Annotated in this window: 20 protein-coding genes and 1 tRNA gene; 13 read left to right on the plus strand and 8 right to left on the minus strand. The window is 62.3% G+C overall.

Annotated features, from left to right (window positions below; genetic code table 11):
- Positions 1 to 2 precede the first annotated feature (2 nt).
- The 3 genes from AC13QO_RS00960 to AC13QO_RS00970 form a co-directional block, all read right to left on the minus strand.
- Positions 3 to 455, minus strand: coding sequence for a GFA family protein (locus tag AC13QO_RS00960; protein WP_285191997.1), 453 nt, complete (start codon positions 453 to 455; stop codon positions 3 to 5).
- Between the two features lie 73 nt (positions 456 to 528).
- Positions 529 to 1,086: a sugar O-acetyltransferase gene (locus tag AC13QO_RS00965; RefSeq protein WP_488539705.1), complete on the minus strand. Its 558-nt coding sequence runs from the start codon at positions 1,084 to 1,086 to the stop codon at positions 529 to 531.
- An 11-nt stretch (positions 1,087 to 1,097) separates the two neighbouring features.
- Positions 1,098 to 1,835, minus strand: coding sequence for a type 1 glutamine amidotransferase (locus tag AC13QO_RS00970; protein WP_285191999.1), 738 nt, complete (start codon positions 1,833 to 1,835; stop codon positions 1,098 to 1,100).
- Between the two features lie 125 nt (positions 1,836 to 1,960).
- On the opposite strand from AC13QO_RS00970, the gene AC13QO_RS00975 reads away from it, so the two are divergent.
- Positions 1,961 to 2,254 carry an Rdx family protein gene (locus AC13QO_RS00975; RefSeq protein WP_285192000.1) on the plus strand — a complete coding sequence of 98 codons (294 nt, stop codon included), beginning with the start codon at positions 1,961 to 1,963 and terminating at the stop codon, positions 2,252 to 2,254.
- Between the two features lie 10 nt (positions 2,255 to 2,264).
- Here the strand turns inward: AC13QO_RS00975 and AC13QO_RS00980 are convergent, their stop codons facing one another.
- On the minus strand, positions 2,265 to 2,672 hold the full coding sequence (locus AC13QO_RS00980; RefSeq protein ID WP_488539706.1) for a BA14K family protein: 408 nt from the start codon (positions 2,670 to 2,672) through the stop codon (positions 2,265 to 2,267).
- Between the two features lie 168 nt (positions 2,673 to 2,840).
- Here AC13QO_RS00980 and AC13QO_RS00985 point away from each other — a divergent pair.
- Positions 2,841 to 2,925, plus strand: a tRNA-Leu gene (locus tag AC13QO_RS00985).
- Between the two features lie 131 nt (positions 2,926 to 3,056).
- Here the strand turns inward: AC13QO_RS00985 and AC13QO_RS00990 are convergent.
- The 3 genes from AC13QO_RS00990 to AC13QO_RS01000 all read right to left on the minus strand — a co-directional run bounded on the left by AC13QO_RS00990 (position 3,057) and on the right by AC13QO_RS01000 (position 5,551).
- On the minus strand, positions 3,057 to 3,347 hold the full coding sequence (locus tag AC13QO_RS00990) for a DUF982 domain-containing protein (RefSeq protein WP_488539707.1): 291 nt from the start codon (positions 3,345 to 3,347) through the stop codon (positions 3,057 to 3,059).
- A gap of 181 nt (positions 3,348 to 3,528) precedes the next feature.
- Positions 3,529 to 3,861, minus strand: coding sequence for a hypothetical protein (locus AC13QO_RS00995; protein ID WP_085776609.1), 333 nt, complete (start codon positions 3,859 to 3,861; stop codon positions 3,529 to 3,531).
- 61 nt (positions 3,862 to 3,922) lie between these two features.
- Positions 3,923 to 5,551 carry a GumC family protein gene (locus AC13QO_RS01000; RefSeq protein WP_488539708.1) on the minus strand — a complete coding sequence of 543 codons (1,629 nt, stop codon included), beginning with the start codon at positions 5,549 to 5,551 and terminating at the stop codon, positions 3,923 to 3,925.
- 135 nt (positions 5,552 to 5,686) lie between these two features.
- On the opposite strand from AC13QO_RS01000, the gene AC13QO_RS01005 reads away from it, so the two are divergent.
- The 11 genes from AC13QO_RS01005 to AC13QO_RS01055 all read left to right on the plus strand — a co-directional run bounded on the left by AC13QO_RS01005 (position 5,687) and on the right by AC13QO_RS01055 (position 20,416).
- On the plus strand, positions 5,687 to 6,736 hold the full coding sequence (locus AC13QO_RS01005; protein ID WP_085776607.1) for a glycoside hydrolase family 5 protein: 1,050 nt from the start codon (positions 5,687 to 5,689) through the stop codon (positions 6,734 to 6,736).
- Between the two features lie 2 nt (positions 6,737 to 6,738).
- Positions 6,739 to 8,019 carry a hypothetical protein gene (locus AC13QO_RS01010; RefSeq protein WP_085776606.1) on the plus strand — a complete coding sequence of 427 codons (1,281 nt, stop codon included), beginning with the start codon at positions 6,739 to 6,741 and terminating at the stop codon, positions 8,017 to 8,019.
- 55 nt (positions 8,020 to 8,074) lie between these two features.
- A complete protein-coding gene (locus tag AC13QO_RS01015) occupies positions 8,075 to 9,091 on the plus strand; it encodes an acyltransferase family protein (RefSeq protein WP_085779923.1) in 1,017 nt (338 codons plus the stop codon).
- Between the two features lie 308 nt (positions 9,092 to 9,399).
- Entirely contained in the window at positions 9,400 to 10,284 is an 885-nt protein-coding gene (gene purU / locus AC13QO_RS01020) for a formyltetrahydrofolate deformylase (protein ID WP_488539709.1), read from the plus strand.
- 119 nt (positions 10,285 to 10,403) lie between these two features.
- Positions 10,404 to 13,343, plus strand: coding sequence for an aminotransferase (locus tag AC13QO_RS01025; protein ID WP_488539710.1), 2,940 nt, complete (start codon positions 10,404 to 10,406; stop codon positions 13,341 to 13,343).
- A gap of 520 nt (positions 13,344 to 13,863) precedes the next feature.
- Complete coding sequence (locus tag AC13QO_RS01030; protein WP_003544544.1) at positions 13,864 to 14,058, plus strand: hypothetical protein; 195 nt, start codon at positions 13,864 to 13,866, stop codon at positions 14,056 to 14,058.
- A 126-nt stretch (positions 14,059 to 14,184) separates the two neighbouring features.
- Entirely contained in the window at positions 14,185 to 15,180 is a 996-nt protein-coding gene (locus AC13QO_RS01035) for a P1 family peptidase (RefSeq protein WP_085779922.1), read from the plus strand.
- A gap of 110 nt (positions 15,181 to 15,290) precedes the next feature.
- On the plus strand, positions 15,291 to 16,820 hold the full coding sequence (locus tag AC13QO_RS01040) for an ABC transporter substrate-binding protein (protein ID WP_488539711.1): 1,530 nt from the start codon (positions 15,291 to 15,293) through the stop codon (positions 16,818 to 16,820).
- Positions 16,821 to 17,210: 390 nt separating this feature from the next.
- On the plus strand, positions 17,211 to 18,158 hold the full coding sequence (locus tag AC13QO_RS01045; RefSeq protein WP_085776602.1) for an ABC transporter permease: 948 nt from the start codon (positions 17,211 to 17,213) through the stop codon (positions 18,156 to 18,158).
- Positions 18,159 to 18,161: 3 nt separating this feature from the next.
- Positions 18,162 to 19,025 (plus strand): ABC transporter permease, encoded by an 864-nt coding sequence (locus tag AC13QO_RS01050; RefSeq protein WP_085776601.1) that lies wholly within the window; start codon positions 18,162 to 18,164, stop codon positions 19,023 to 19,025.
- Positions 19,025 to 20,416: an amidase gene (locus tag AC13QO_RS01055; RefSeq protein WP_085776600.1), complete on the plus strand. Its 1,392-nt coding sequence runs from the start codon at positions 19,025 to 19,027 to the stop codon at positions 20,414 to 20,416. Before AC13QO_RS01050 ends, AC13QO_RS01055 begins: the two co-directional genes overlap by 1 nt.
- Here the strand turns inward: AC13QO_RS01055 and AC13QO_RS01060 are convergent.
- Positions 20,413 to 21,270, minus strand: a complete 858-nt coding sequence (locus AC13QO_RS01060) for a C40 family peptidase (RefSeq protein ID WP_085776599.1) — start codon at positions 21,268 to 21,270, stop codon at positions 20,413 to 20,415. The genes AC13QO_RS01055 and AC13QO_RS01060 overlap by 4 nt on opposite strands.
- Positions 21,271 to 21,277 lie beyond the last annotated feature (7 nt).

A 21,277-nucleotide genomic window follows, 5' to 3' on the forward strand; every position in this document is an offset into this window, starting at 1 on the left:
CCTCACCCCCTGCTCATATACTCCTTCACCAACCCCTCATAGGCGTCCATCTCGGGTAGCGCTTCGTAACTATACACCGCGCCGGTTTCAGCAAACGACAGCTTCTCGCTCGTCCATGTCTCGATGAACGGCGTGAACCAGCTCGGGTCGTCGAGCATGGTGACGCGCAGATTGACGAACCAGTCCATGCCTTCTGGCCGGGTGAACATCCAGCTCATGCAGTGCGGACAGAAAAAATGCTTGGTGGCGCCGTGCAGGCCGCCGATAACAGGCTCGCCCTTGGTAACCTCGAAACCTTCGCTGGGGATGGCGGCACTCAGCGAATAGGCGCTCGCCGTCATCCTCTGGCAGCCTGTGCAATGGCAGGCCATGGCCAGCAGCGGCGGAGCGCCGATCTTCAAGCGCACCCAGCCGCAGCGGCAGCCGCCTTGCATGGGAAAATTCGGTGATGTCATGATATCTCTCCCCTTCCGTCCTCTGATCTAGAGGAGGCGGCGTCATTGTCGAGGGAGCGCACCGGTGCAAATCTCAAAAGCGGTTTATCGAACGCGCGGGATTGCCGATCACCGTTGCGCCCGCCGGCACATCCTTGGTGACGACGGCGCCCGCACCCACGATCGCACCATCGCCGATCGTCACGCCGCCGAGGATGATGGCGCCACCACCGACCCAGACATCGCTGCCGATTGCGACCGGCCGGGCGATCTCGATTCCCCTACTGCGAAGCGCCGAATCCTTGTGATGCTCGGCGCAATAAATCTGCACGCCCGGTCCGAACATGGTGCGATCGCCGATCGTCACGCTGCCGGAATCGAGGATGGCGCAGCCGGAGTTGATATAGACGCGCTCGCCGAGGGTGATGTTGAAGCCGTAGGAACAATGAAACGGCGCTTCGATAAAGATATCGGGGGCGGCCCGTGCAAAAAGCACCCTGAGGGCGGGGGCTGCGGCGCCGCGCTCGTCCGGCGGCAGCGTATTGTGGGCGTGGACGGCGAGCCGCGCCTGCCGGCGAAGGTGATCGAGTTCGTCGTCAAGGCAGCAATACCACTCACCCGCCGCCATCTTCTCGCGTTCGCTTGCCGTCATCGCATCGCTCTTCAAGCCGGGACCTGCGACGGCATCTCGACCTCTTGCCGTTCGATCTGCCCGACCCAGGCGCGGGCGATGGCAAGGCCGGCGGCATCGGCAGCACCAGCATGCCGCGCAGCCAGTTCGGCATAGCTTTCCAGCCAACCAGGCGCGATGCGTTCTATCGTGTCAGGGAATTCCGCCTTCCATTGCTCAACCACCCTTCTATCAGCCTCGAAATGAAACTGCGTGCCGTATACGGCGCGGCCGATGCGGAAAGCCTGATTTTCGGCGACAGGGCTGGTCGCGAGACGAACGGCGCCTATCGGCAGGGAAAAGGTGTCGGCATGCCATTCGAAGATGGTGAATTCGCCGCCAAGCGCCGAGAGCAGCGGATCGGAGCGGCCTTCATCAGTGACGCCGATGCTGTGCCAGCCGAATTCGCGGGCGGCTCCGAGATGGTTGTCGGCGCCATAGGCGCGGGCAAGAATCTGGCTGCCGAGGCAGATGCCAAGCACGGCCTTGCCGGCATCGCCGAAGCGGCGCGCGAGCCGGGCGAGCTCCGGCAGATAGGGATGCGTCTCGTCATCCAGCGCGCTCTGCTCGCCGCCGAGAACGACCAGCGCGTCATGACCAGATATGTCCGGCGGCAGGATGCCATCCCGCCAGACCCGGAACCACTCGATCTCAGCACCCGCCTCGTCGAGCGCCGTGGCAAGCGCGCCGAGGCCGGTGTTGCGCATATTTTCGACGACTGCGACTCGCATAGGTTCTCCCCGGTGGTCGGCAGTTAGAAACCATGTCGAAGAACGGCGCGCAAGATGCTTGCGCGTGCGCGATTGCGTCTGCACGCCGCAAGCGCTTAAATCACGCCAAACGAAAGGAAAATGCCATGACCGAAAAAGCCCGCGTCTCGATCCTCTACTGCACCCAGTGCAACTGGCTGCTGCGCGCCGCCTGGATGGCGCAGGAGCTGCTCAGCACCTTTTCCGACAGTCTCGGCGAGGTGACGTTGATCCCCGGCACCGGCGGTAATTTCGAAATCCGCGTCAATGGGGATCTCATCTGGGAGCGTAAGCGCGACGGCGGCTTTCCCGGGCCGAAGGAGCTGAAGCAACGCGTCCGCGACATCATCGAGCCCGACCGCGATCTCGGCCATGTCGACCGCGTCTCGCACGAAAGCTGATGAAGCCCGCTCAGCGATAGGGCGAGCGGCAGACCCTGTAGACGCCTTCATAGGTGAGGAAGTGATCCGTCCGCGGATTATAGGAACGGTATTCATTGGTGCACCAGGCGATGTGCTTGTTCATATCCCGTGCCGGCTGCACCTGGCGCACCGGCGGCGGGTCATAGGTCAGCTGCGGCCGTCCCGCCGCGCCCGGCAGGTAATAGGTCGGCCCCGCGCCGCGCGGACGGTAATTCGGCTGGACATAAGCCGGGCGATGCCATTGCTGCGGCCCAAAACCGAAACAGCCGCGAAAATCGCAGAGCGTCGATCCCGTGTTGACCGGCCCGAGACCCGGCTTCGGCGAATCAGCGCCGGCCATGACAGGCGTGAAAACGGCAAAAAGGCCGGCGAGCAGAAGCGTGCGGGCAGCAGGCATGAGGCATTCCTTTCGAGACCCCCTCTATATAGGGCGCCCGGAGCGAAGCGCTATGGCTCCCCTCCGGCCGCTCCCTCGCATGTGATCGGCTGTTTTTTGCAGACTGTCAGGAAAACTTCAAAAACCCAGTTGACAGTCACGAGCCACCCCCTTACATCGCTCTCCGTCGCCCAGATGGCGGAATTGGTAGACGCGCAGGTTTCAGGTACCTGTGCCGCGAGGCGTGGAGGTTCGAGTCCTCTTCTGGGCACCATTTCCTTTTGATCGCTGCCAAGATCAAACATTCAAATCTTTCCAAAATTGCGCACTTGGCCCTGTTGACAGAGGCCATCGACCTGCTTGTCTGGATACCGGTTCCAAGAGTTGGCGCAGGTTGAAGGCCTGTCACGCCGCCATGTGGGATGTCGTCTTGCCGCTACCCGATACGACCGACAAAGCGGTAATGCCGGCTTCCCTGGCGGCGCGAAGAAGCAATTCCCTCAATTCCTCCATCCCGGCCTCTCCCGCGACGGCATCATCGCAAGCCTTCACGGCCGCGACATATTCCTCTCCATCGTCGAATGGCCAATCCATTATCAGCACTTCGGCTGCGTCTCGGAGCGTCTTGACGACCCTACGCTGACCGCCAAGAAAGAGGACAAGAGGTGCAAAATTTGGTGATGCGTTCCATTGCATGACACTTTCTCCCCAAAGGTTAGAATATCAGTAATAATGCAAGAAGCATGCCGGGGAGCGGAAGGCGCGTTCGTTGCCCGATAGAGCAGCGCTTCATGAATGATTTCGGCAAGAGATGAAATTTTCCGAGGCTCGGCGCCAAGACGGCCGAACTGCATGTCTTCGAGAAAGGCGATTGGCCTCACCGCACCGGCTGGTAATGGCCGCGGAGCGGAACCTTTTCGCCCATGGTGACGAAGCCGTCGCGGTCGCAGACATACATCAGCGTCGGCATGCCGCCGGAGCGGAAGATTTCGTCATAGCGGCGGCGGATCTGGACGGTCTCGGTGCGGCAATTATAGGATTCCTCTTCTTTCTTGTCCGGCTGCGCCTTGACGCCGGGAAGGCCCTTGTAGGGATAGAGGGGTTGAACAGTAGAATCCATGGATTTCGTCCAGTCGACAGCGAAGGCTGGCGCCGGGGCGAGGCCGGACAGGACGCCGAGTGATATCAGAAGCATCATCAACAGCCGCATGGGAATTCTCCTGCCGGCGACAAACCGCTTCTTCCGCATGTAGGAAAATCGACGGCCCGCATCAAGCCGCCGCGGCGGGCGATTTCCTGAAATAGCCTCTGATGACGGGGTGGCCGAAGAGACCGACTAGGATGGCAAAAGCAGCGCCCAGGAAGAACCCGGCGAGGAAGCCGCCGATGATGCCGGCGACCATCAGGATCTTCTTTCCCGGCCCATCGGCCTTGACCGGCGGTTCGGCCGGCGAGATGACGCGGATGTTGCTCTGGCTGAGGTTCTGCTCCTCACTCGTCTGGCTCGAGCGCTTGAGCACCGTCTCGTAGATATCGCGCGCCGCCGTCGCCTTGCGCTGCAATTCGTTCAATTCCACCTGCTTGTCCGAGGTCGTCGCCTGCAGCGCCTTCTGAACGGCGAGCTCCTTGGCGACGCTGTCCTCGGCAGCCTTGGCCTGCTCGTATTCGCCCTTTGCCGAGGTGGCGAGGCGCTGCAATTCGCCCCTGATTTCGCCTGCTATGCTCTGCAGCGAGGAGCGCGCCGCCTGCAGGCGCGGATGACGCGTTCCCATCTGGCTTTCAAGGCTGCCGACGGCGGCGGCTTGGGCGGCATATTGCTGACGCAAGCTGACGAGCGGCGAGGTGACGCCGCCTTCCGCCTGGTTGCCGGCAACGATGTCTTCGACGCGCAGATTGGCGACGGCATCGGCGCGGGCCTTCGCCTGGATGGTCTTTTCCTGCGCCGTCACCAAGAGCGTGTTCAGCGAGACGAGACGCTGGTCGGAGATCAGATTGCCTTCGGTCGCGGCCATGTCGTTGTCGGCCCGGAAAGTTTCGACCGCCTGCTCGGCCTCCAGCACCTTCTGGCGCAGATCGGCAAGGCGTCCGTCCAGCGTCGAGGAGGTGTTTTCGTAGAGGCCGTTCGAGGCGCTGTTTTCCTCCTCGGTAAAGGAGGTGACCACCTGGTTGGCAAGCTTCGCGGATTTCTCGGGGTCGTTCGTCGTCGCGGCGAGCGAAACGACATAGGTGCCGGTCTGGCGGGTGATGACAAGCGCCTTCTGCAGGGCGCCGATCACGGCCGCGCCATCCGTCCTGCCGCCGTTGAATTCCGGATCCTGGTCGAGCTTCATCGACTCGACGACGCGGCGCAGCACATTGCCCGAGGTCAGGATCTGCACCTGGCTGTCGATCAGCGCCGAGATCATCTCCGGCGATGGGCCTGAAGATTGCGCGCCGGCCTCGGCAAGGCCGATCTGGCGCGGATCGAAATAAAGGCTGCTGACGGCGGTGAATTTCTGGCCGATCAACGGCGCCACCACGCCGCCCCCGACGGCTCCAAAGAGGGCCAGCACAAACACCAGCAGCCGGCGGCTCCAGATCGCCGCGATGCTGGAGCGGAGGTCGAGAAGCGCGGCGGCGGGCGCGGATGTGTTCTGCAGCGGCACATTGGCCACAGGCGGTTCTAGGGCCGCAGGCGGTTCGGCGGCAGCGGCGGACGGCGGCTTGGATCGACGGATATCTGCAACCCGTGCCGACGGTGGCACGAAAGGCGGTGCGGCTGGCTTGGGCTCGGGACGGGCGAAATCATCCGGACGAATAACGGGACTGCGCAGGCGCACGCCTTCCGACGCAGTCGGAGACGGCTCGTAACTACGCCAGCCGGGCAGCCGGCTTACCCTGTTCCTGTCATATTGACTCATACGCGCACTCGTGTCCCGCCCAGCGTGAAAGACTGAAGCCGAGGTGCTGCGACTTTAGAAATTCTTAGCTAACGGACCGTTAAGATAGGCGCAGCGACGTCGATGTTGCGATTTGCCGTGATTGCGAGGATAGCTATGAGGACGACACGACATCTGGCGGCGCTGCTGCTTGCGGCCGCCCTTATGCCGTCGCCGGCCTTTGCGGCCGGCGCGCCGTGTTACCGCGGCGTCAATCTTTCCGGCGGCGAATATGGCGAGCGCGGCGCCATCTACGGTACGAACTACATCTATCCGAGCAAGCAGACGATCCGCTATTTCGCCGAAAAGGGCATGACGATCATTCGGCTGCCCTTCCGCTGGGAGCGGCTGCAGCCGGCGCTCGGCGGGCGGCTGGACGAGGACGAACTCAAGCGGATCAATGATACGGTCGGCCTGATCCGAAAGCAGGGCATGGCCGTTCTGCTCGACCCGCATAACTTCGGCTATTACGATAAGGCGCAGATCGGCACCGCGCCGGCGACGGACGCCGCATTCGCCGACTTCTGGGCAAGGCTCGCGGTCGAATTCGCCAATGAGGACGGCATTCTCTTCGGCCTGATGAACGAGCCGCACGACATCAAGGCCACCGACTGGCTCGATGCCGCCAACGCGGCGATCCGCGCCATTCGCGCCGTCGGCGCTCGCAACCTTATCCTGGTGCCGGGCACCGCCTGGAGCGGCGCTCACAGCTGGGAAGAGGATGTGATCGGCGGTGCCAACGGTACTGTCATGCTCGGCGTGCGCGACCCGCTCGATTTCTACGCTTATGAGGTCCATCAATATCTCGACGTCGATTCGTCGGGAACCCATCCCACCTGCGAAGGCGCCGCCACCGCGGTCGAGGCCATCACCGGCGTCACCGCCTGGCTGAAGCGGAACCATAAACGCGGTTTTCTTGGCGAATTCGGCGGTTCCGCCGACAAGGACTGCATGAGCGGCCTGACCAAGATCTACGCCACCATGTCCGGCAATAGCGATGTCTGGCTCGGCTGGTCCTATTGGGCGGCGGGCGAATGGTGGCCGGCGGACGAACCTTTCAACGTTCAGCCGGGCAAGAGCCCTGAGCGACCGCAGATGCGGCTTCTCGCCGCGTCGGCGAAAGCGGACGCCGGCGCCTGCACCGCCGTCAAGCCTGCGGGGAATTGAACGTGGCGACAGTCGATCAGAAGGCAGCGACTTTCACGGTGTCGGGCAACCGCCTCGACGCGGCCGGGGGGGCGTCTCGCGTCGATCATGCGGTGCTCTGGCTTGGCCTGCTTTCGATGCTCTATAACGGCATTCTTGCCTTCATCAACCACAACATCATGCCGCTGTCGATGACGCATGTCGCCGCCAGCGAAGGCCTGATTCTGGCAAGCGCCATCATCTACATCCTTCATAAGGGGATCTACGAGACGGATCTGCCGGGCTTCCTGTTCCTGCTGTTCACGCTTGTCGTGACTATCTATGTCAGCGTGCTCAACCGCATGCCGTTCGTCGATCATTTCCGCAACGTGCTGATCATCTTCTGCTTTACCGGCCTCGGCGGCTGGAGCAATGAGAAAACGATGAAGCTGGCCTTCCGCTGGGCAAGCCTTGCGGTGCTGATCTTCCTGATCTTCGAGATCATCAGCGTGCCCTTCTATGTCAGCATCGTGCATCCGTCCGATTATTTCGCCAATACCCGCGGGCTGCTGCCGCTGAGCTACAACACGACAGGCCTGTTCCAGAACGCTCTCGGCTTTCCCGAGCGCTTTTCCTTCGGCATTATCGACCATCGCTCGTCGTCGATTTTTCTCGAACAAGTGTCGCTTGCCAATTTTTGCGGCGTGATCGCGATCTACCTGATTTCCATGTGGGAAAGACTGGGGCGCTGGGACCGGCTGCTCTTCATCAGCACGGCGGTGCTGATCCTGGTGACGAACGATACGCGCACAATGCTGATCTTCTGTTTTGCCTGTATCGTCGGCTATTTCGTCTTTCCGAAGATCCCGAGGAATTTCAATCTGGCGCTAATGCCGCTGATCGTCGCCGCGGGGTTCGTCGTCTATACCCTCAAACCCAATGCGACGGGCGACAATTTCACCGGCCGCATCAACCTGACGATGAAGAAGATCATGGAGCTCGATCCTCTCGCCGTACTCGGGCTTTCGGTCGACAGGGTCGCCGAGTTCGCCGACAGCGGCTACGTCTACCTGATCTACGCGGCGACGATCTTCGGCGTCATCGCGCTCTGGCTGTTCGTCTGCCTCTTCCCCGCCGGCCGTACGGCGGCGCAGCGGCGATGCGCCCATTCACTTTCTCTTTTCATTTTTCTGAATATGATGATCGGGGGTACCGCCGTTTTCTCGATGAAGATTGCCGGCCTCTTGTGGTTCGTCGTCGGATATATGCGCTTCCACGACAGCCCGCGCATCCGGCAGGGTCGTGCGGCAGATGTACTGAGTTGACCGTAGCGGCACGGTGGAAATCGGCGTCCGCGAGCCCGAGGAGCAAGACGCTTCGATGCTTGTCCAGCTTCAATATCTGCGCGCTGTTGCGGCGCTGATGGTCGTTTATTTCCATGCGATATTGCAGCTTGCCAAGGTCAATCCCGCCGTCGACGCCACGGCTTTTCTTTATGGCGAAACCGGCGTCGACATCTTCTTCGTGCTGAGCGGTTTCGTGATGTGGCTGACGACGAGCGGGCGCGCGATGAGCCCCAGCGATTTCGCCCGCCGCCGCATCAGGAGGATCGTCCCGCTCTATTGGCTGGCAACCTTGTTTTCGGCGGCCGTGGCGCTGGTGGCGCCTTCACTGCTGAAATCCACGGTGTTCGACCTTCCGCATCTCATCGCCTCGCTGATGTTTCTGCCATGGGCCAATGCCGCCGATCCAAGCACGATCACCCCTGTCGTCGTGCCGGGCTGGACGCTGAATTACGAAATGTTCTTCTATTTTGTGTTTGCGTTGCTGCTGCCGCTGTCGGAAGCCCGCCGGATTCCAGCGATGTTCGCCGTCTTTGCCGTGATCCTGATTGCCTGCCGGCTGCTGCCGGAAACGACGGCCACCCGGTTCTACGGTCAGCCGATCATGCTGGAGTTCCTCGCCGGCGTCGTGCTCGGCTGGCTTTACGGGCAGAAGGTGCTTCTGCCGAACCGCTGGGCATGGGCGGCACTGGCCACGGGTTTTGTGTTCCTCTTCGTCAACGAAGCGCTGATGCCGCCGGAGAGCCGATTCTACGCCTGGGGAATCCCGGCGATCTTCATCATCTGCGGCGCAGTTTCCATCGACTTTTCCCGGCTGCCGGTTCTGGGATGGCTGAACTATCTCGGCGACTGCTCCTACAGCATCTACATCACCCACGCCTTCACACTCGCTTTCCTGAGGGTGGCTTCGGACCGCCTGCCGATCGGCATCCTGCAGCAGCCGCTGCTCTTCGTGGTCCTGGCGCTGGTGCTTTCGTCGGTCGGCGGAGCAATCGTCCACGAAATCACCACGCCGCGCCGGAAAGTGGCGGCCGTGAGCCGTCCGCCTGCCTAACCCTTCGGAATCACTTCCCGTCCTTCACATCCTTGGTTTCCCGCCTCTCGATGTCGCAAATTGCTCATCAGCTTTCAGCGACATGCTTTAGTTTCATTCACTGAAGGCGAGAATACACATCCGTGCGGCGCTGGCGGCACAGCGTTTTGAGCAACTTCTCCTAAGCTGATGTCGCGATGAGAGAACTTGCAGGAACGTGATGGTTTATCTTGCAATTTGTCGCATAAATGAAAGTGCGCCGGCCTATTCGCGGCACGGGCTTTGATCTAAGCACGGGCTGCGGCCTTCAAGAGGGAAGAGGGAGAGACATGAAAAGCTATGTATTGACGGTATCCTGCAAGTCGACGCGCGGCATCGTTGCGGCGATTTCGAGCTATCTGGCCGACAAGGGCTGCAACATCATCGACAGCTCGCAGTTCGACGATCTCGATACCGGCAGGTTCTTCATGCGCGTCAGCTTCATTTCCGAGGAAGGACTTTCCGGTTCCGCGATCAGCGCCGATTTTGCCGCCGTCGCCGCGCCCTTCGAGATGGAATACGACTTCCACGACAGCGAGAGCCGCATGAAGGTGCTGTTGATGGTGTCACGCTTCGGCCATTGCCTCAACGACCTGCTCTACCGCTGGAAGATCGGCGCCCTGCCGATCGACATCGTCGGCGTCGTCTCCAACCATTTCGACTACCAGAAGGTCGTGGTCAATCACGACATCCCCTTCCACCACATCAAGGTGACGAAGGAGAACAAGCCGCAGGCCGAAGCACAGCTCGTCGACCTCGTCGAGCAGACCGGCACCGAACTGATCGTGCTTGCCCGCTACATGCAGGTCCTCTCCGACCAGCTCTGCAAGCAGATGTCGGGCAAGATCATCAACATCCACCACTCCTTCCTGCCGAGCTTCAAGGGCGCCAATCCCTACAAGCAGGCCTACAGCCGCGGCGTCAAGCTGATCGGCGCAACCGCCCATTACGTCACCGCCGACCTCGACGAAGGCCCGATCATCGAGCAGGACACCGCCCGCATCACCCATGCGCAGTCGCCCGACGACTATGTCTCGATCGGCCGCGACGTCGAAAGCCAGGTGCTGGCGCGCGCCATTCACGCCCATATCCATCACCGCACCTTCATCAACGGCAATCGCACAGTCGTCTTCCCGGCCAGCCCCGGAAGCTACGCCTCAGAACGCATGGGGTGAGTCGGCCGAAGCCGCGCATCTCTTTTGCTGGCGGACAACAATCTCCCGTTGCCTGCCAGCGGCAAGTATTTGATTATCGCGCTTAAGGGGTAATCGAATCATGCTGCGGGAGGGGTGTCATGACCGACGAGGCGCTTGTTGATCGCATGACGCTGCCGCGTCCCGACGTTACCGTTGGTGACGCGGAAGAAATCCTTCTTGCCCATTATAGCCTATCCGGCATTCTCTCCGAACTCGGCAGCCAGCAGGATCGGAACTACCGCCTCGACAGTGATCGCGGTCGATACGTCCTGAAGATCTGCCACGCCGCCTACGAGGCCCGCGAGCTCGAGGCGCAGAATGCCGCGCTCCATCATCTCAAGAGCCGGCAGGACGCGCCACGTGTTCCGAAGGTGATCGCCACGAATGACGGGCGGGAAATTGTCGTCCTTACGGTGCGCGGGCGGGACTATCAGGTCCGGCTGCTGGAATATCTGGAAGGCCAGGGACTGACGGAGATGAGATATGTGGCGCCGGCGTCCGTCGCGGCGCTTGGCGCGCTCTGCGCGAGACTGGCGCAGGCGCTTGCCGATTTCGACCATCCCGGCCTCGACCGTAGCCTGCAGTGGGATTTGCGACGCGCCGGCCCTGTCGCCGTACAGCTGCTGTCCGCCATCACCGACAGCGCTGCCCGCGACCGGATCGCGAAAACCATGGTGATGGCCGTTCGCCGCATCCAGCCCTTGGCGCCGTCGCTTCGGCTTCAGGCCGTCCATCACGACGTCACCGGCGACAATGTCGTCGGCCATCGCGACGCCCGTGGCCACACGATCCCTGATGGCGTGATCGATTTCGGCGACATCATCCGCGGCTGGCTGGTCGGCGATCTTGCCGTCACCTGCGCTTCGCTGCTGCATCAGGCGAATGGCGATCCGTTTCATATCCTGCCCGCCGTCACCGCCTATCAGGCGATCTATCCGCTGACCGACGAAGAACTGAAAGCACTGTGGCCGTTGATCGTCGCACGCGCGGTCATCCTCGTCGCCAGCAGCGAACAGCAGATGTCGATCGATCCCGATAACGATTATGTCCGCAGCAATCTCGACCGCGAGCGGGCGATCTTCGATACGGCAATGTCGGTTCCTTTCGAACTCATGGAAGCTGCGATCCTCAAGGCGGCCGGCGCGGATGTCGCCGCCCCGTCGGCACCAGAATGGCTTCCCCTGCTGCCCGATATCGACCCCACCACGATCGCCTATGTCGACCTTGGCGTAGGAAGTGCCCATTTTTCCGCAGGCAACTGGCTGGACGCCGACATGGATTGGCGGCTGCTTGCCCGGGCTGCAACCGAAAACGGGACGGCGGCGACGCGCTATGGTGAATATCGGCTTTCCCGCGCTGCCCTCGGAAACACGAGGGCACAGGCGACCTTCGCCCTGCATGTCGACATCTGCCTTGCTGCAGGAAGTGCGGTCGCAGCGCCCTTTGCCGGCCGCATCGGCTGGAAGGACCACCATCTGACACTGACGGACGAGAGCATGACCTTGCACCTCGATGGGCTCGCCCCCTTTATCGAGGGTGGGGTCGAGGATGGCACCGTGCTTGCCGCCGGCGATCCGCTCGGTTCGGTTTTCGGAGAGACTTCGTCGCTCGGTGGCCTGCGCCTCCAGCTCTGCAGCGTCGTGGGCCTCGAACCGCCGCTCTTTTCCACGCCGCGCGAGGCAGCGGCCTGGTCGGTGCTCTGCCCTTCGCCTTCATCCCTTCTCAGCCCGGGAGCGGATGCGCCGCAACCGGAGACCGCCGAACTGCTCGTCAGGCGGCAGGCCCATCTTGCCGGCGCCCAGAAGAACTATTATGCCGCGCCGCCGCAGGTCGAGCGCGGCTGGAGGGAACATCTGTTCGATGTCGAGGGCCGCGCCTATCTCGACATGGTCAACAATGTCACGATTGTCGGCCACGGCCATCCCAGATTGGCGGCGGCAATCAACGCCCAATGGCTGCGGCTCAATACGAATTCACGCTTCCACTATGCGGCGATTGCGGAGTTTTCCGAGCGTCTCGCGGCGCTCGCGCCTGATGGCCTCGACGCGGTCTTCCTCGTCAACAGCGGTTCCGAGGCGAACGATCTGGCGATTCAACTGGCACAGGCCCATAGCGGCGCCCGCAACATGCTCTGCCTGCTCGAGGCCTATCATGGCTGGTCGGCGGCGAGCGACGCCGTCTCCACTTCGATCGCCGACAATCCGCTGGCGCTGACCACCCGACCGGATTGGGTGCATGCGGCCGTTTCGCCGAATACCTATCGCGGCGCGTTTCGCGGACCCGACACGGCGGCGAGCTACCTGGCCGCCGTCAAGCCGATACTCGAGACGATCGACGCCGGCGGCGAAGGCCTTGCGGGCTTCATCTGCGAATCGGTCTACGGCAATGCCGGCGGCATTCCGTTGCCGGAAGGGTACCTGAAGGAGATCTACGCCGAGGTGCGCGCCCGCGGCGGGCTCTGCATCGCCGACGAGGTGCAGGTCGGTTACGGCAGGCTCGGCCATTATTTCTGGGGCTTCGAACAGCAAGGGGTCGTGCCCGATATCATCACTATTGCCAAGGGCATGGGCAATGGCCATCCGCTCGGCGCCGTCATCACCAGACGGGAGATTGCGCAGTCGCTGGAGAAGCAAGGGCCTTTCTTCTCCTCCACCGGCGGCAGCCCGGTCAGCTGCGTCGCCGGCATGACGGTGCTCGATATCATGGCTGAGGAGAAGCTGCAGGAAAATGTCCGCACGGTCGGCGATCATCTGAAGGCGCGGCTTGCCGCGCTGATCGATCGGCACGCGATCGCCGGCGCCGTCCACGGAATGGGTCTCTATCTCGGCCTGGAATTCGTCCGCGACAGAACGACGCTTGAGCCGGCGACGGAAGAGACGGCGGCGATCTGCGACCGGCTTCTCGAGCTCGGTATCGTCATGCAGCCGACCGGCGATCACCAAAATGTGCTGAAGATCAAGCCGCCGCTCTGCCTCAGTATCGAAAGCGCGGATTTCTTCGCAGACATGCTGGAAAAGGTGCTCCAGGAAGGCTGGTGATCCATGCTTTCGGACGTTAACCAAATCGGCCATTTCGAGGCATCTCGATTTTTAACGATGAGGCCCATTGCCGGAATCAGACAGACTTCCTATTTCTGCTGCGGCGTCGAAAGAGTTTCGATTCTGTCATGCGAATTTTACGAAGAGCTGATATGTTTCCTTCTGTAAGTTCGGGCCAGGATGGAATGAATTTTTTCGGATCGTCGATATTTTGACACGTTTCGGAATATGTTTCCGACAGCCTGTCGGGTAATCTCTACTAAGTTAGTAGATATTGAAGACAGCAATCACCGGCCCCGGGCTCTTCCGGGACCATCGAGCGCAACGCCAACGAAAGGAACGAGACATGATAGATATCGAAATTCTCGCCACTCTCCTTGGGCGATCTGTGCTTGGCAATGACCGTCCGGGCGCCCTCTCCCGCCCGAACTGTCGAATGTGACGTTCGTCCTCCTTTCAACGGTACCAGACAAGTCAATTCGCCATGGCTGCGCATGCCCGCGCGGCAGGAGTTCTATCTATGAAGAAGCAAGTTATCGAATACGCAGGCGTTCCCGTCGGCATCGTTATCCCCGACGAAGATCGGCTGAAGTTCATCGCCGTGAAATTCCATGTCCACGACCTCGATGAGCAGCGGTTCGGTTCGCCCGACGAGGTGCGGCTGGCCATCCACGACCTGATGACCCGCCGTCATCCGAAGCCGCTTCATGCCTGACGGCATGCGGCCGCTACCGACTTTCGCGGCTTTTCCGATGTGACCGGTCCTGCCAAAAGGGCCGGTCTTGTTTTTTGAGGGCAATTGCAGTCCTATCGGCTGTATCAGCGCCACCAGGATCAGCCCTTGCCCGATCTTCTCAATCTGCTCACCGACATCAAAGGCGTTTCCGTCGGCCATGCGACCGACCTCGTGCTGGGATCCGGCGTCACGGTCATCGTCTTCGACGAGCCGGCGGTTGCCTCCGGCGCGGTGCTCGGCGGCGCGCCGGGCGGACGTGACACCGGCCTGCTCGACCCGTCGATGACCGTCAGTGCCGTCGATGCCTTCGTACTCTCGGGCGGCTCGGCCTTCGGGCTCGATGCGGCCGGCGGCGTGCAGGCGGGCTTGCGCGAAGCCGGCCGCGGCTTTTCAGTCGGGCCAGTCAGGATTCCGATCGTACCGCAAGCGATCCTGATGGACCTGCTGAACGGGGGCGACAAGGATTGGGGCCTTCACTCACCCTATCGTGAGATGGGCTATGCGGCACTGAAGGCCGCGACCAAGGGTGAATTTGCGCTCGGCACCGCCGGCGCCGGCACAGGGGCGACGACGGCCACTTTCAAGGGCGGGCTCGGCTCGGCCAGTGCGGTCAGCAGCGCCGGTCACCGCATCGGTGCGATCGTCGCCGTCAATGCGCTCGGTTCGGCAACGATCGCCGACGGGCCGCATTTCTGGGCGGCACCCTTCGAGAAAGACGGCGAGTTCGGCGGGCTCGGCATGCCTGCGACGACCGATCACCGAATGCGGCTCAAGGGAATGAGCACGCCGGCAACGACGATCGGCGCTGTCGTGACCGACGCGCAGCTGACGAAGGCGGAAGCGCATCGGCTTTCACTTGCCGGTCATGACGGCCTTGCCCGGGCGCTGCTGCCGGCACATCTGCCGCTCGACGGCGATACCGTCTTTGCCGCTTCGACCGCCAGACATTCCAGAAACGACATGGCAAGCCTGGTGGAACTTTGCCACCTCGCCACGATCGTGATGGCGCGGGCAATCGCGCGCGGCGTCTATATGGCAAGCGCCCTTCCAGCCGAAGGCGGACAAATAGCATGGCGAGACCGCTATGCTGAACGCCATTGATTGAATAGGGTCGCAACCTGATAGAATGGCGGAGACACGTGAATGCAGATCCTGGCGCTGATGTATTTTCGACGAGCTGGTGAGAACCGAATCATGTGCCGGGGGATATGATGAACAAGGTTTCGTTTGCGTCTTCGGGGTGCTTCATCAAGCGGCTTTCCCTCGGTGCTGCGTTGTCGGCCGGTCTCGTAGTGACGGCAATGACACCGGCTGAAGCGGCCAAGACCGCCCTCAATCTCGGCATGAGCGTCGAACCAACCGGCCTCGACCCGACGATCGCCGCACCGGTTGCGATCGGCCAGGTCACCTGGCAGAATGTGTTCGAGGGGCTGGTGACGATTGATCAGACCGGCAAGGTCCAGCCGCAGCTGGCGAAAAGCTGGGAAATCTCGGCCGATGGCCTGATCTATACGTTCAAGCTGCGGACCGGCGTCAAATTTCATGACGGCGAAGCATTCGATGCCGCTGCCGCCAAGTTTTCGCTGGACCGCGCCCGCGGGGCGGATTCGGTAAACCCGCAGAAGCGCTTCTTCACCTCGATCGCCTCGATAGAGACGCCAGACGCAGAAACGCTGGTGCTGCATCTCTCGGCGCCGACCGGCAGCCTGATCTACTGGCTCGGCTGGCCGGCATCCGTCATGGTCGCCGCGAAGACGGCCGACAACGACAAAGTGACGCCGATCGGCACCGGTCCCTTCAAATTCGCCAGCTGGACGAAGGGCGACAGGGTCGAACTCGTCAGGAATGGCGACTACTGGAACAAGGATGCGGTTGCCAAGCTCGAGAAGGTGACCTTCCGCTTCATCGCCGATCCGCAGGCGCAGGCGGCCGCGCTGAAATCCGGCGATCTCGACGCCTTTCCGGAATTTGCCGCGCCTGAGCTGATGAGTTCCTTCGACGGCGATACCAGACTCATCACCAAGGTCGGCAATACCGAACTCAAGGTCGTCGCCGGCATGAACAATGCGAAGAAGCCCTTCGACGACAAGCGCGTCCGCCAGGCGCTGATGATGGCGATCGACCGCCAGACGGTGATCGACGGGGCGTGGTCCGGCCTCGGCACGCCGATCGGCAGCCACTACACGCCGAACGATCCGGGCTATAAGGACATGACCGGCGTGCTGCCCTATGATGTCGAAAAGGCAAAGGCGCTGCTTACTGAGGCCGGCTACGCCAACGGCTTCACCTTCACGATCAAATCGCCGCAGATGGCCTATGCGCCGCGCAGCGCCCAAGTGATGCAGGCGATGTTTGCCGAGATCGGCGTGACGATGAACATCGAGCCGACGGAATTTCCGGCGAAATGGGTTCAGGACGTGATGAAGGATCGCAATTTCGACATGACGATCGTCGCCCATGCCGAACCGCTCGACATCGACATCTATGCGCGCGATCCTTATTATTTCAATTACAGGAACCCGGCCTTCGACGCGCTGATGAAGAAGGTCCAGGAGACCGCCGATCCTGCCGCGCAGAATGCAATCTATGGCGAGGCGCAGAAGATTCTGGCCGAAGACGTGCCGGCGCTCTACCTTTTCGTCATGCCGAAACTCGGTGTCTGGGACAGGAAGTTGAAGGGGCTATGGGAGAACGAGCCGATTCCCTCCAATGTGCTTTCCGGTGTTTCCTGGGACGAGTGAGCGGTAGGCTCGGTAGGGGTGCGATGAGGTGATGGCCTTGGAGAGATCCGATATACATTTGGCCGATATGGCACGCAGCCCTCACCCTCCCTCACCAGGCCAGTTCAGTCCGGGCCGGCATTGTTTGGTTTTGTTGACGTATGGTATTCCTGGCATGGGCATCTGCTCGCTGATTGCCTCCTCCCGCCAGCCTCACGCTCCGTCATGCTCGGGCTTGACCCGAGCATCCACACCACATCCATCAACAGCAGTGGCATGGATCCCAGGCTCAAGGTCGGGGACGGAAAGTGAGGTTGGCGTTCTCGCCAAACTCGCCGCCGGCGCGTCTGGTGCTCCGCGTGAGGGCAAAAGGGGCGTGCCGCGTCCCGCCGCAGCCGCTCTCGACCCCATATGATCACCCTCCTCGCCCGCCGCTTCGCCGGCCTGTTCCTAACACTTCTCATCGTCTCGCTGCTGATCTTCGCGGCCATGGATCTTCTGCCGGGCGACCCCGCCTCGATCATGCTCGGCACCTCGGCAAGTCCGGAAACGCTGGCGGCGTTGCGCCACGAGCTCGGCCTCGACCAGCCGCTCATCCTGCGTTACAGCCAATGGCTCGCCGGCGTGCTGTCGGGCAATCTCGGCCAATCCTACACCTACGGCGTCCCGGTCGCCGGATTGATCGTCGAGCGGCTGGCGGTGACGCTGCCGCTGGCGCTGATGGCAATCGTGCTGTCGGTGGCGATTGCCCTACCGCTCGGCGCGCTGGCGGCTTCGCGCCGCGGCGGTGTCTTCGCCATCATCGCAACGCTCTTTTCGCAGATCAGCATCGCCGTGCCCGCCTTCTGGGTGGCGCTGCTCATGATCATCCTGTTTTCGACGCTGCTCGGACTGATGCCGGCGGGCGGCTTTCCTGGCTGGCACGAGGGGTTTCTGCCGGCATTGCAGGCGCTCGTCATGCCGACCGTCGCGCTGGCGATGCCGCAGGCGGGGGTGTTGACGCGCGTCGCACGTTCGGCGGTGCTCGAGGCGATGCATGAGGATTTTGCCCGCACCGCGGTGGCCAAGGGGCTGTCGAGCAGTGCGGTGCTGTGGCGGCATATCGTGCCGAATGCGCTGATCCCGATTCTGACGATGATCGGGCTGCAATTCACCTTTCTGGTCGCGGGCGCGGTGCTGGTGGAAAACGTCTTCAACCTGCCGGGGCTCGGGCGGCTTGCGCTTCAGGCACTCTCCCAGCGCGACGTCATCGTCATGCAGGATGTCGTGCTGTTCTTCGCAGGCTTGGTCATCGTGGTGAATTTCGTCGTCGATCTCTCCTATCTGGCGATCGACCCCAGGATGAGAAAGGCGGTCTGAAAGATGGCCCAGATCGTATCCCCCGCCATCGCCTGCCGCCGAAGAACTGCCAGAGTTAGCCGGCGAATGAACCTCATCGCGGGCACTGTCATCATTGGCTTGCTGGTCGCCGTTGCGCTGCTATCGCTCGTCTGGACGCCGCTGCCGCCGGCGAAGATGCAGATCATCCATAAACTGCAGCCGCCGCTTGCCTTCGGCTTGCTCGGCACGGATCAGTTCGGCCGCGACGTGGCATCGATGCTGATGGCCGGATGCTGGAACTCCCTGTCGATCGCCATCACCGCGGTTGCGATCGGCGGGACGCTCGGCTCGATATCAGGCATTTCCGCAGCGGCGATCCGCGGTCCAGCCGAAGCGCTGCTGATGCGCATCTGCGACGTCATCTTCGCCTTGCCGCCGATCCTGTCGGCCATGGTGCTCGGCGCCTTTCTCGGGCCGGGGCGGTTCACCGCAATCACGGCGATCGCCGTCTTCATGATTCCGGTCTTTGCACGGGTGACGCTGGCAACCTCGCTGCAGGCCTGGAGCCGCGATTATGTGACGGCGGCACGCGCGATCGGCAATACGCGCCTGACCATTTCGCTGCGCCATGTGCTGCCGAACATCATCAGCCAGATCATCGTGCATGGGACAATCCAGCTCGGACTGGCGATCCTGACCGAGGCCGGCCTCAGCTTTCTCGGGCTCGGCATGGCGCCGCCGGCGCCGACATGGGGCCGAATGCTTGCGGATGCGCAAACCTACCTGGCGTTGGCCCCCTGGCTGGCGGTCCTGCCCGGCCTTGCCATCGCGCTCACCGTGCTCGGCTTCAACATGCTCGGCGACGGCTTGCGCGATCTCCTCGATCCACGCGAGGCGAGCCGCTGATGGCCGAAACCGACCTTACCATCCGTGAACTCAGGCGACGCTTCGCCGATAAGAGCCTCTCGCCGCTCGAATACTGGCTCTCCCTCGAAGACCATATCGCCGCCTGGGAGCCGTCGATCTCAGCACTCTACCTCTACGACCCGGAGGCCGCGCGCGTGCAGGCGAAAGCTTCGACGGAGCGCTGGGCGAAGGGACGAGCGCTCGGCACGCTCGACGGCATCCCGGCAACGCTGAAAGAACTGATCGCGACGAAGGGCCAGCCGGTGCCCCTCGGCACGAAGGCGATGGAGCTGAAGCCGGCGGAGGCTGACGCGCCGGCTGCCGCGCGGTTGCGCGAGGATGGCGCGGTGATCTTCGCCAAAACCACCTGCCCGGATTACGGCATGCTCTCCTCCGGCCTGTCGAGCTTCCACCCTCTCAGTCGCAATCCCTGGGACGTGACGCAGAATCCCGGCGGATCGAGCGCCGGCGCCGCGGCCGCGGCGGCGGCCGGTTACGGGCCGCTGCACATCGGCACGGATATCGGCGGTTCGGTGCGGCTTCCTGCCGGTTGGACCGGCATCTTCGGCTTCAAGCCGAGCCACGGGCGCATTCCGGCCGATCCCTATTATGTCGGGCGCTGTCTCGGCCCGATGACGCGCACTGTCGAGGACGCCGCTTTTTCCATGGCGACATTGTCACGGCCCGACTGGCGCGACGGGACCAGCCTGCCGTCCAATGATTTCGACTGGATGGATTTCGTTGTTGACATGTCAGGCATGAAAATCGGCCTGATGCTCGATGCCGGCTGCGGGTTTGCTGTCGATGATGAGATCAGGGTCGCGGTCGAATCGGCAGCGAAACGTTTCGAGAAAGCCGGCGCGACCATCATTTCCGTTCAACCGGTGCTAACGCGCGCGATGCTTGACGGGCTCGACACGTTCTGGCGCGCCCGCCTGTGGAGCGATATCGCAGGGCTCAACGAAGAGCGGCGCGATAGCATCCTGCCCTATATCGGAGATTGGGCGAAGGCCGGCGCCGATATTAGCGGCGTCGATGCAGTCAGAGGCTTCAATCAGACGATCGAAATGCGCAGGAGTTGCGGACGGCTGTTCACCACGGTCGACGCCCTGCTTTCGCCGACCAACCCCATCATCTCCTATCCGGCCGAGTGGGCATCGCCGACCAATGATCCGACGAGACCGTTCGAACATATCGCCTTTACCGTACCGTGGAATATGTCGGAGCAGCCGGCCGCGTCGATCAATTGCGGCTTCTCCCGGTCGGGCATGCCGATCGGGCTGCAGATCGTCGGACCGCGTTTCGACGACATGCGGGTGCTGAGACTATCGAAAGCTTTCGAGGATTGGACCGGCGGCGTGAGCATCTGGCCGCAGCGGCCGATCACTTAGCCAAACGGGCGGCGATAGCCCGTCGGCCGTTGGTACAGCGAGCCGATGCGCTCGACGGCCGCCTCGAAATTCTCACGCGCCACCGTCATGCTATGGCCGTTGGCGTGGAGAATGGTTTGGGGATCTTCGAATATCGCGACATGGCCTTTCCAGAACACCAGGTCGCCGCGGCGGATCTCCGAGCGGTCGATCGGTTCGCCGAGTCCGGCCGCCTGCATGTCGGTGTCACGCGGCGCCAGTCTACCCACCATCAGCATCGCCAGCTGGATGAGGCCGGAGCAATCGATGCCAAGGCCGGATCGGCCGCCCCAGAGATAGGGCGTCTCGAGGAAACGGGCGGCGATCGCAACATAATCGACACCGTCGAGAGCGCCGATCGGTTGCACGTGCCTGGCGAAGATTGCCGTGCCGTCCGGCAGCACGACGTAGCGGTTGCCGCGCACTTCTGCCTCGCCGGTGATGTGAACGCGGCTTCCCATTGACAGAATGGCTTGGTGCGGCTTGCGCAGCTCCGGCTCCGGATAGAGGAAGGTGCGCTGGACGGTGACGATGTGGGTTGGCGCCGGCCCGGTTTGCGAGAGCGCCTCTGCCTTGAGATAGCCGACATAGCCGTCGGAGGCAGCTTTTACCCAGCACCAGCCGTCGGCGCGATCGAAAACGGTCACCTCCTCGCCAAGGAGCAGTTCCGTATCGATGCCGCGGGCAAGTTCCGGCTCTGGGCGCAGGGCAACGACGGGAACGGCAACACGCGCTGCGGCGCCTTCCACGAAGCGCGATGCCTCCACCTTGCCCTTGAGCCCCGCTTCCGCGAGATCCGGCCGATAGGCATGCAGGCGGCGGTCGAGCATCATCATTTATGTC

The organism is Rhizobium sp. CNPSo 3670, assembly GCF_057784555.1.

Excerpts from the sequence above, each read along its gene's own strand:
- AC13QO_RS01060 (WP_085776599.1), bottom strand. The coding sequence starts at position 21,270 with ATGATGATGCTCGACCGCCGCCTGCATGCCTATCGGCCGGATCTCGCG.
- AC13QO_RS01030 (WP_003544544.1), top strand. The coding sequence starts at position 13,864 with ATGAAGAAGCAAGTTATCGAATACGCAGGCGTTCCCGTCGGCATCGTT.
- AC13QO_RS01005 (WP_085776607.1), top strand. The coding sequence starts at position 5,687 with ATGAGGACGACACGACATCTGGCGGCGCTGCTGCTTGCGGCCGCCCTT.
- AC13QO_RS01050 (WP_085776601.1), top strand. The coding sequence starts at position 18,162 with ATGGCCCAGATCGTATCCCCCGCCATCGCCTGCCGCCGAAGAACTGCC.
- AC13QO_RS00965 (WP_488539705.1), bottom strand. The coding sequence starts at position 1,086 with ATGACGGCAAGCGAACGCGAGAAGATGGCGGCGGGTGAGTGGTATTGC.
- AC13QO_RS00980 (WP_488539706.1), bottom strand. The coding sequence starts at position 2,672 with ATGCCTGCTGCCCGCACGCTTCTGCTCGCCGGCCTTTTTGCCGTTTTC.
- AC13QO_RS01045 (WP_085776602.1), top strand. The coding sequence starts at position 17,211 with ATGATCACCCTCCTCGCCCGCCGCTTCGCCGGCCTGTTCCTAACACTT.
- AC13QO_RS00995 (WP_085776609.1), bottom strand. The coding sequence starts at position 3,861 with ATGCGGCTGTTGATGATGCTTCTGATATCACTCGGCGTCCTGTCCGGC.
- AC13QO_RS00990 (WP_488539707.1), bottom strand. The coding sequence starts at position 3,347 with ATGCAATGGAACGCATCACCAAATTTTGCACCTCTTGTCCTCTTTCTT.
- AC13QO_RS01000 (WP_488539708.1), bottom strand. The coding sequence starts at position 5,551 with ATGAGTCAATATGACAGGAACAGGGTAAGCCGGCTGCCCGGCTGGCGT.
- AC13QO_RS01025 (WP_488539710.1), top strand. The coding sequence starts at position 10,404 with ATGACCGACGAGGCGCTTGTTGATCGCATGACGCTGCCGCGTCCCGAC.
- AC13QO_RS01015 (WP_085779923.1), top strand. The coding sequence starts at position 8,075 with ATGCTTGTCCAGCTTCAATATCTGCGCGCTGTTGCGGCGCTGATGGTC.
- AC13QO_RS01040 (WP_488539711.1), top strand. The coding sequence starts at position 15,291 with ATGAACAAGGTTTCGTTTGCGTCTTCGGGGTGCTTCATCAAGCGGCTT.
- AC13QO_RS00960 (WP_285191997.1), bottom strand. The coding sequence starts at position 455 with ATGACATCACCGAATTTTCCCATGCAAGGCGGCTGCCGCTGCGGCTGG.
- AC13QO_RS00970 (WP_285191999.1), bottom strand. The coding sequence starts at position 1,835 with ATGCGAGTCGCAGTCGTCGAAAATATGCGCAACACCGGCCTCGGCGCG.
- AC13QO_RS01055 (WP_085776600.1), top strand. The coding sequence starts at position 19,025 with ATGGCCGAAACCGACCTTACCATCCGTGAACTCAGGCGACGCTTCGCC.
- purU (WP_488539709.1), top strand. The coding sequence starts at position 9,400 with ATGAAAAGCTATGTATTGACGGTATCCTGCAAGTCGACGCGCGGCATC.
- AC13QO_RS00975 (WP_285192000.1), top strand. The coding sequence starts at position 1,961 with ATGACCGAAAAAGCCCGCGTCTCGATCCTCTACTGCACCCAGTGCAAC.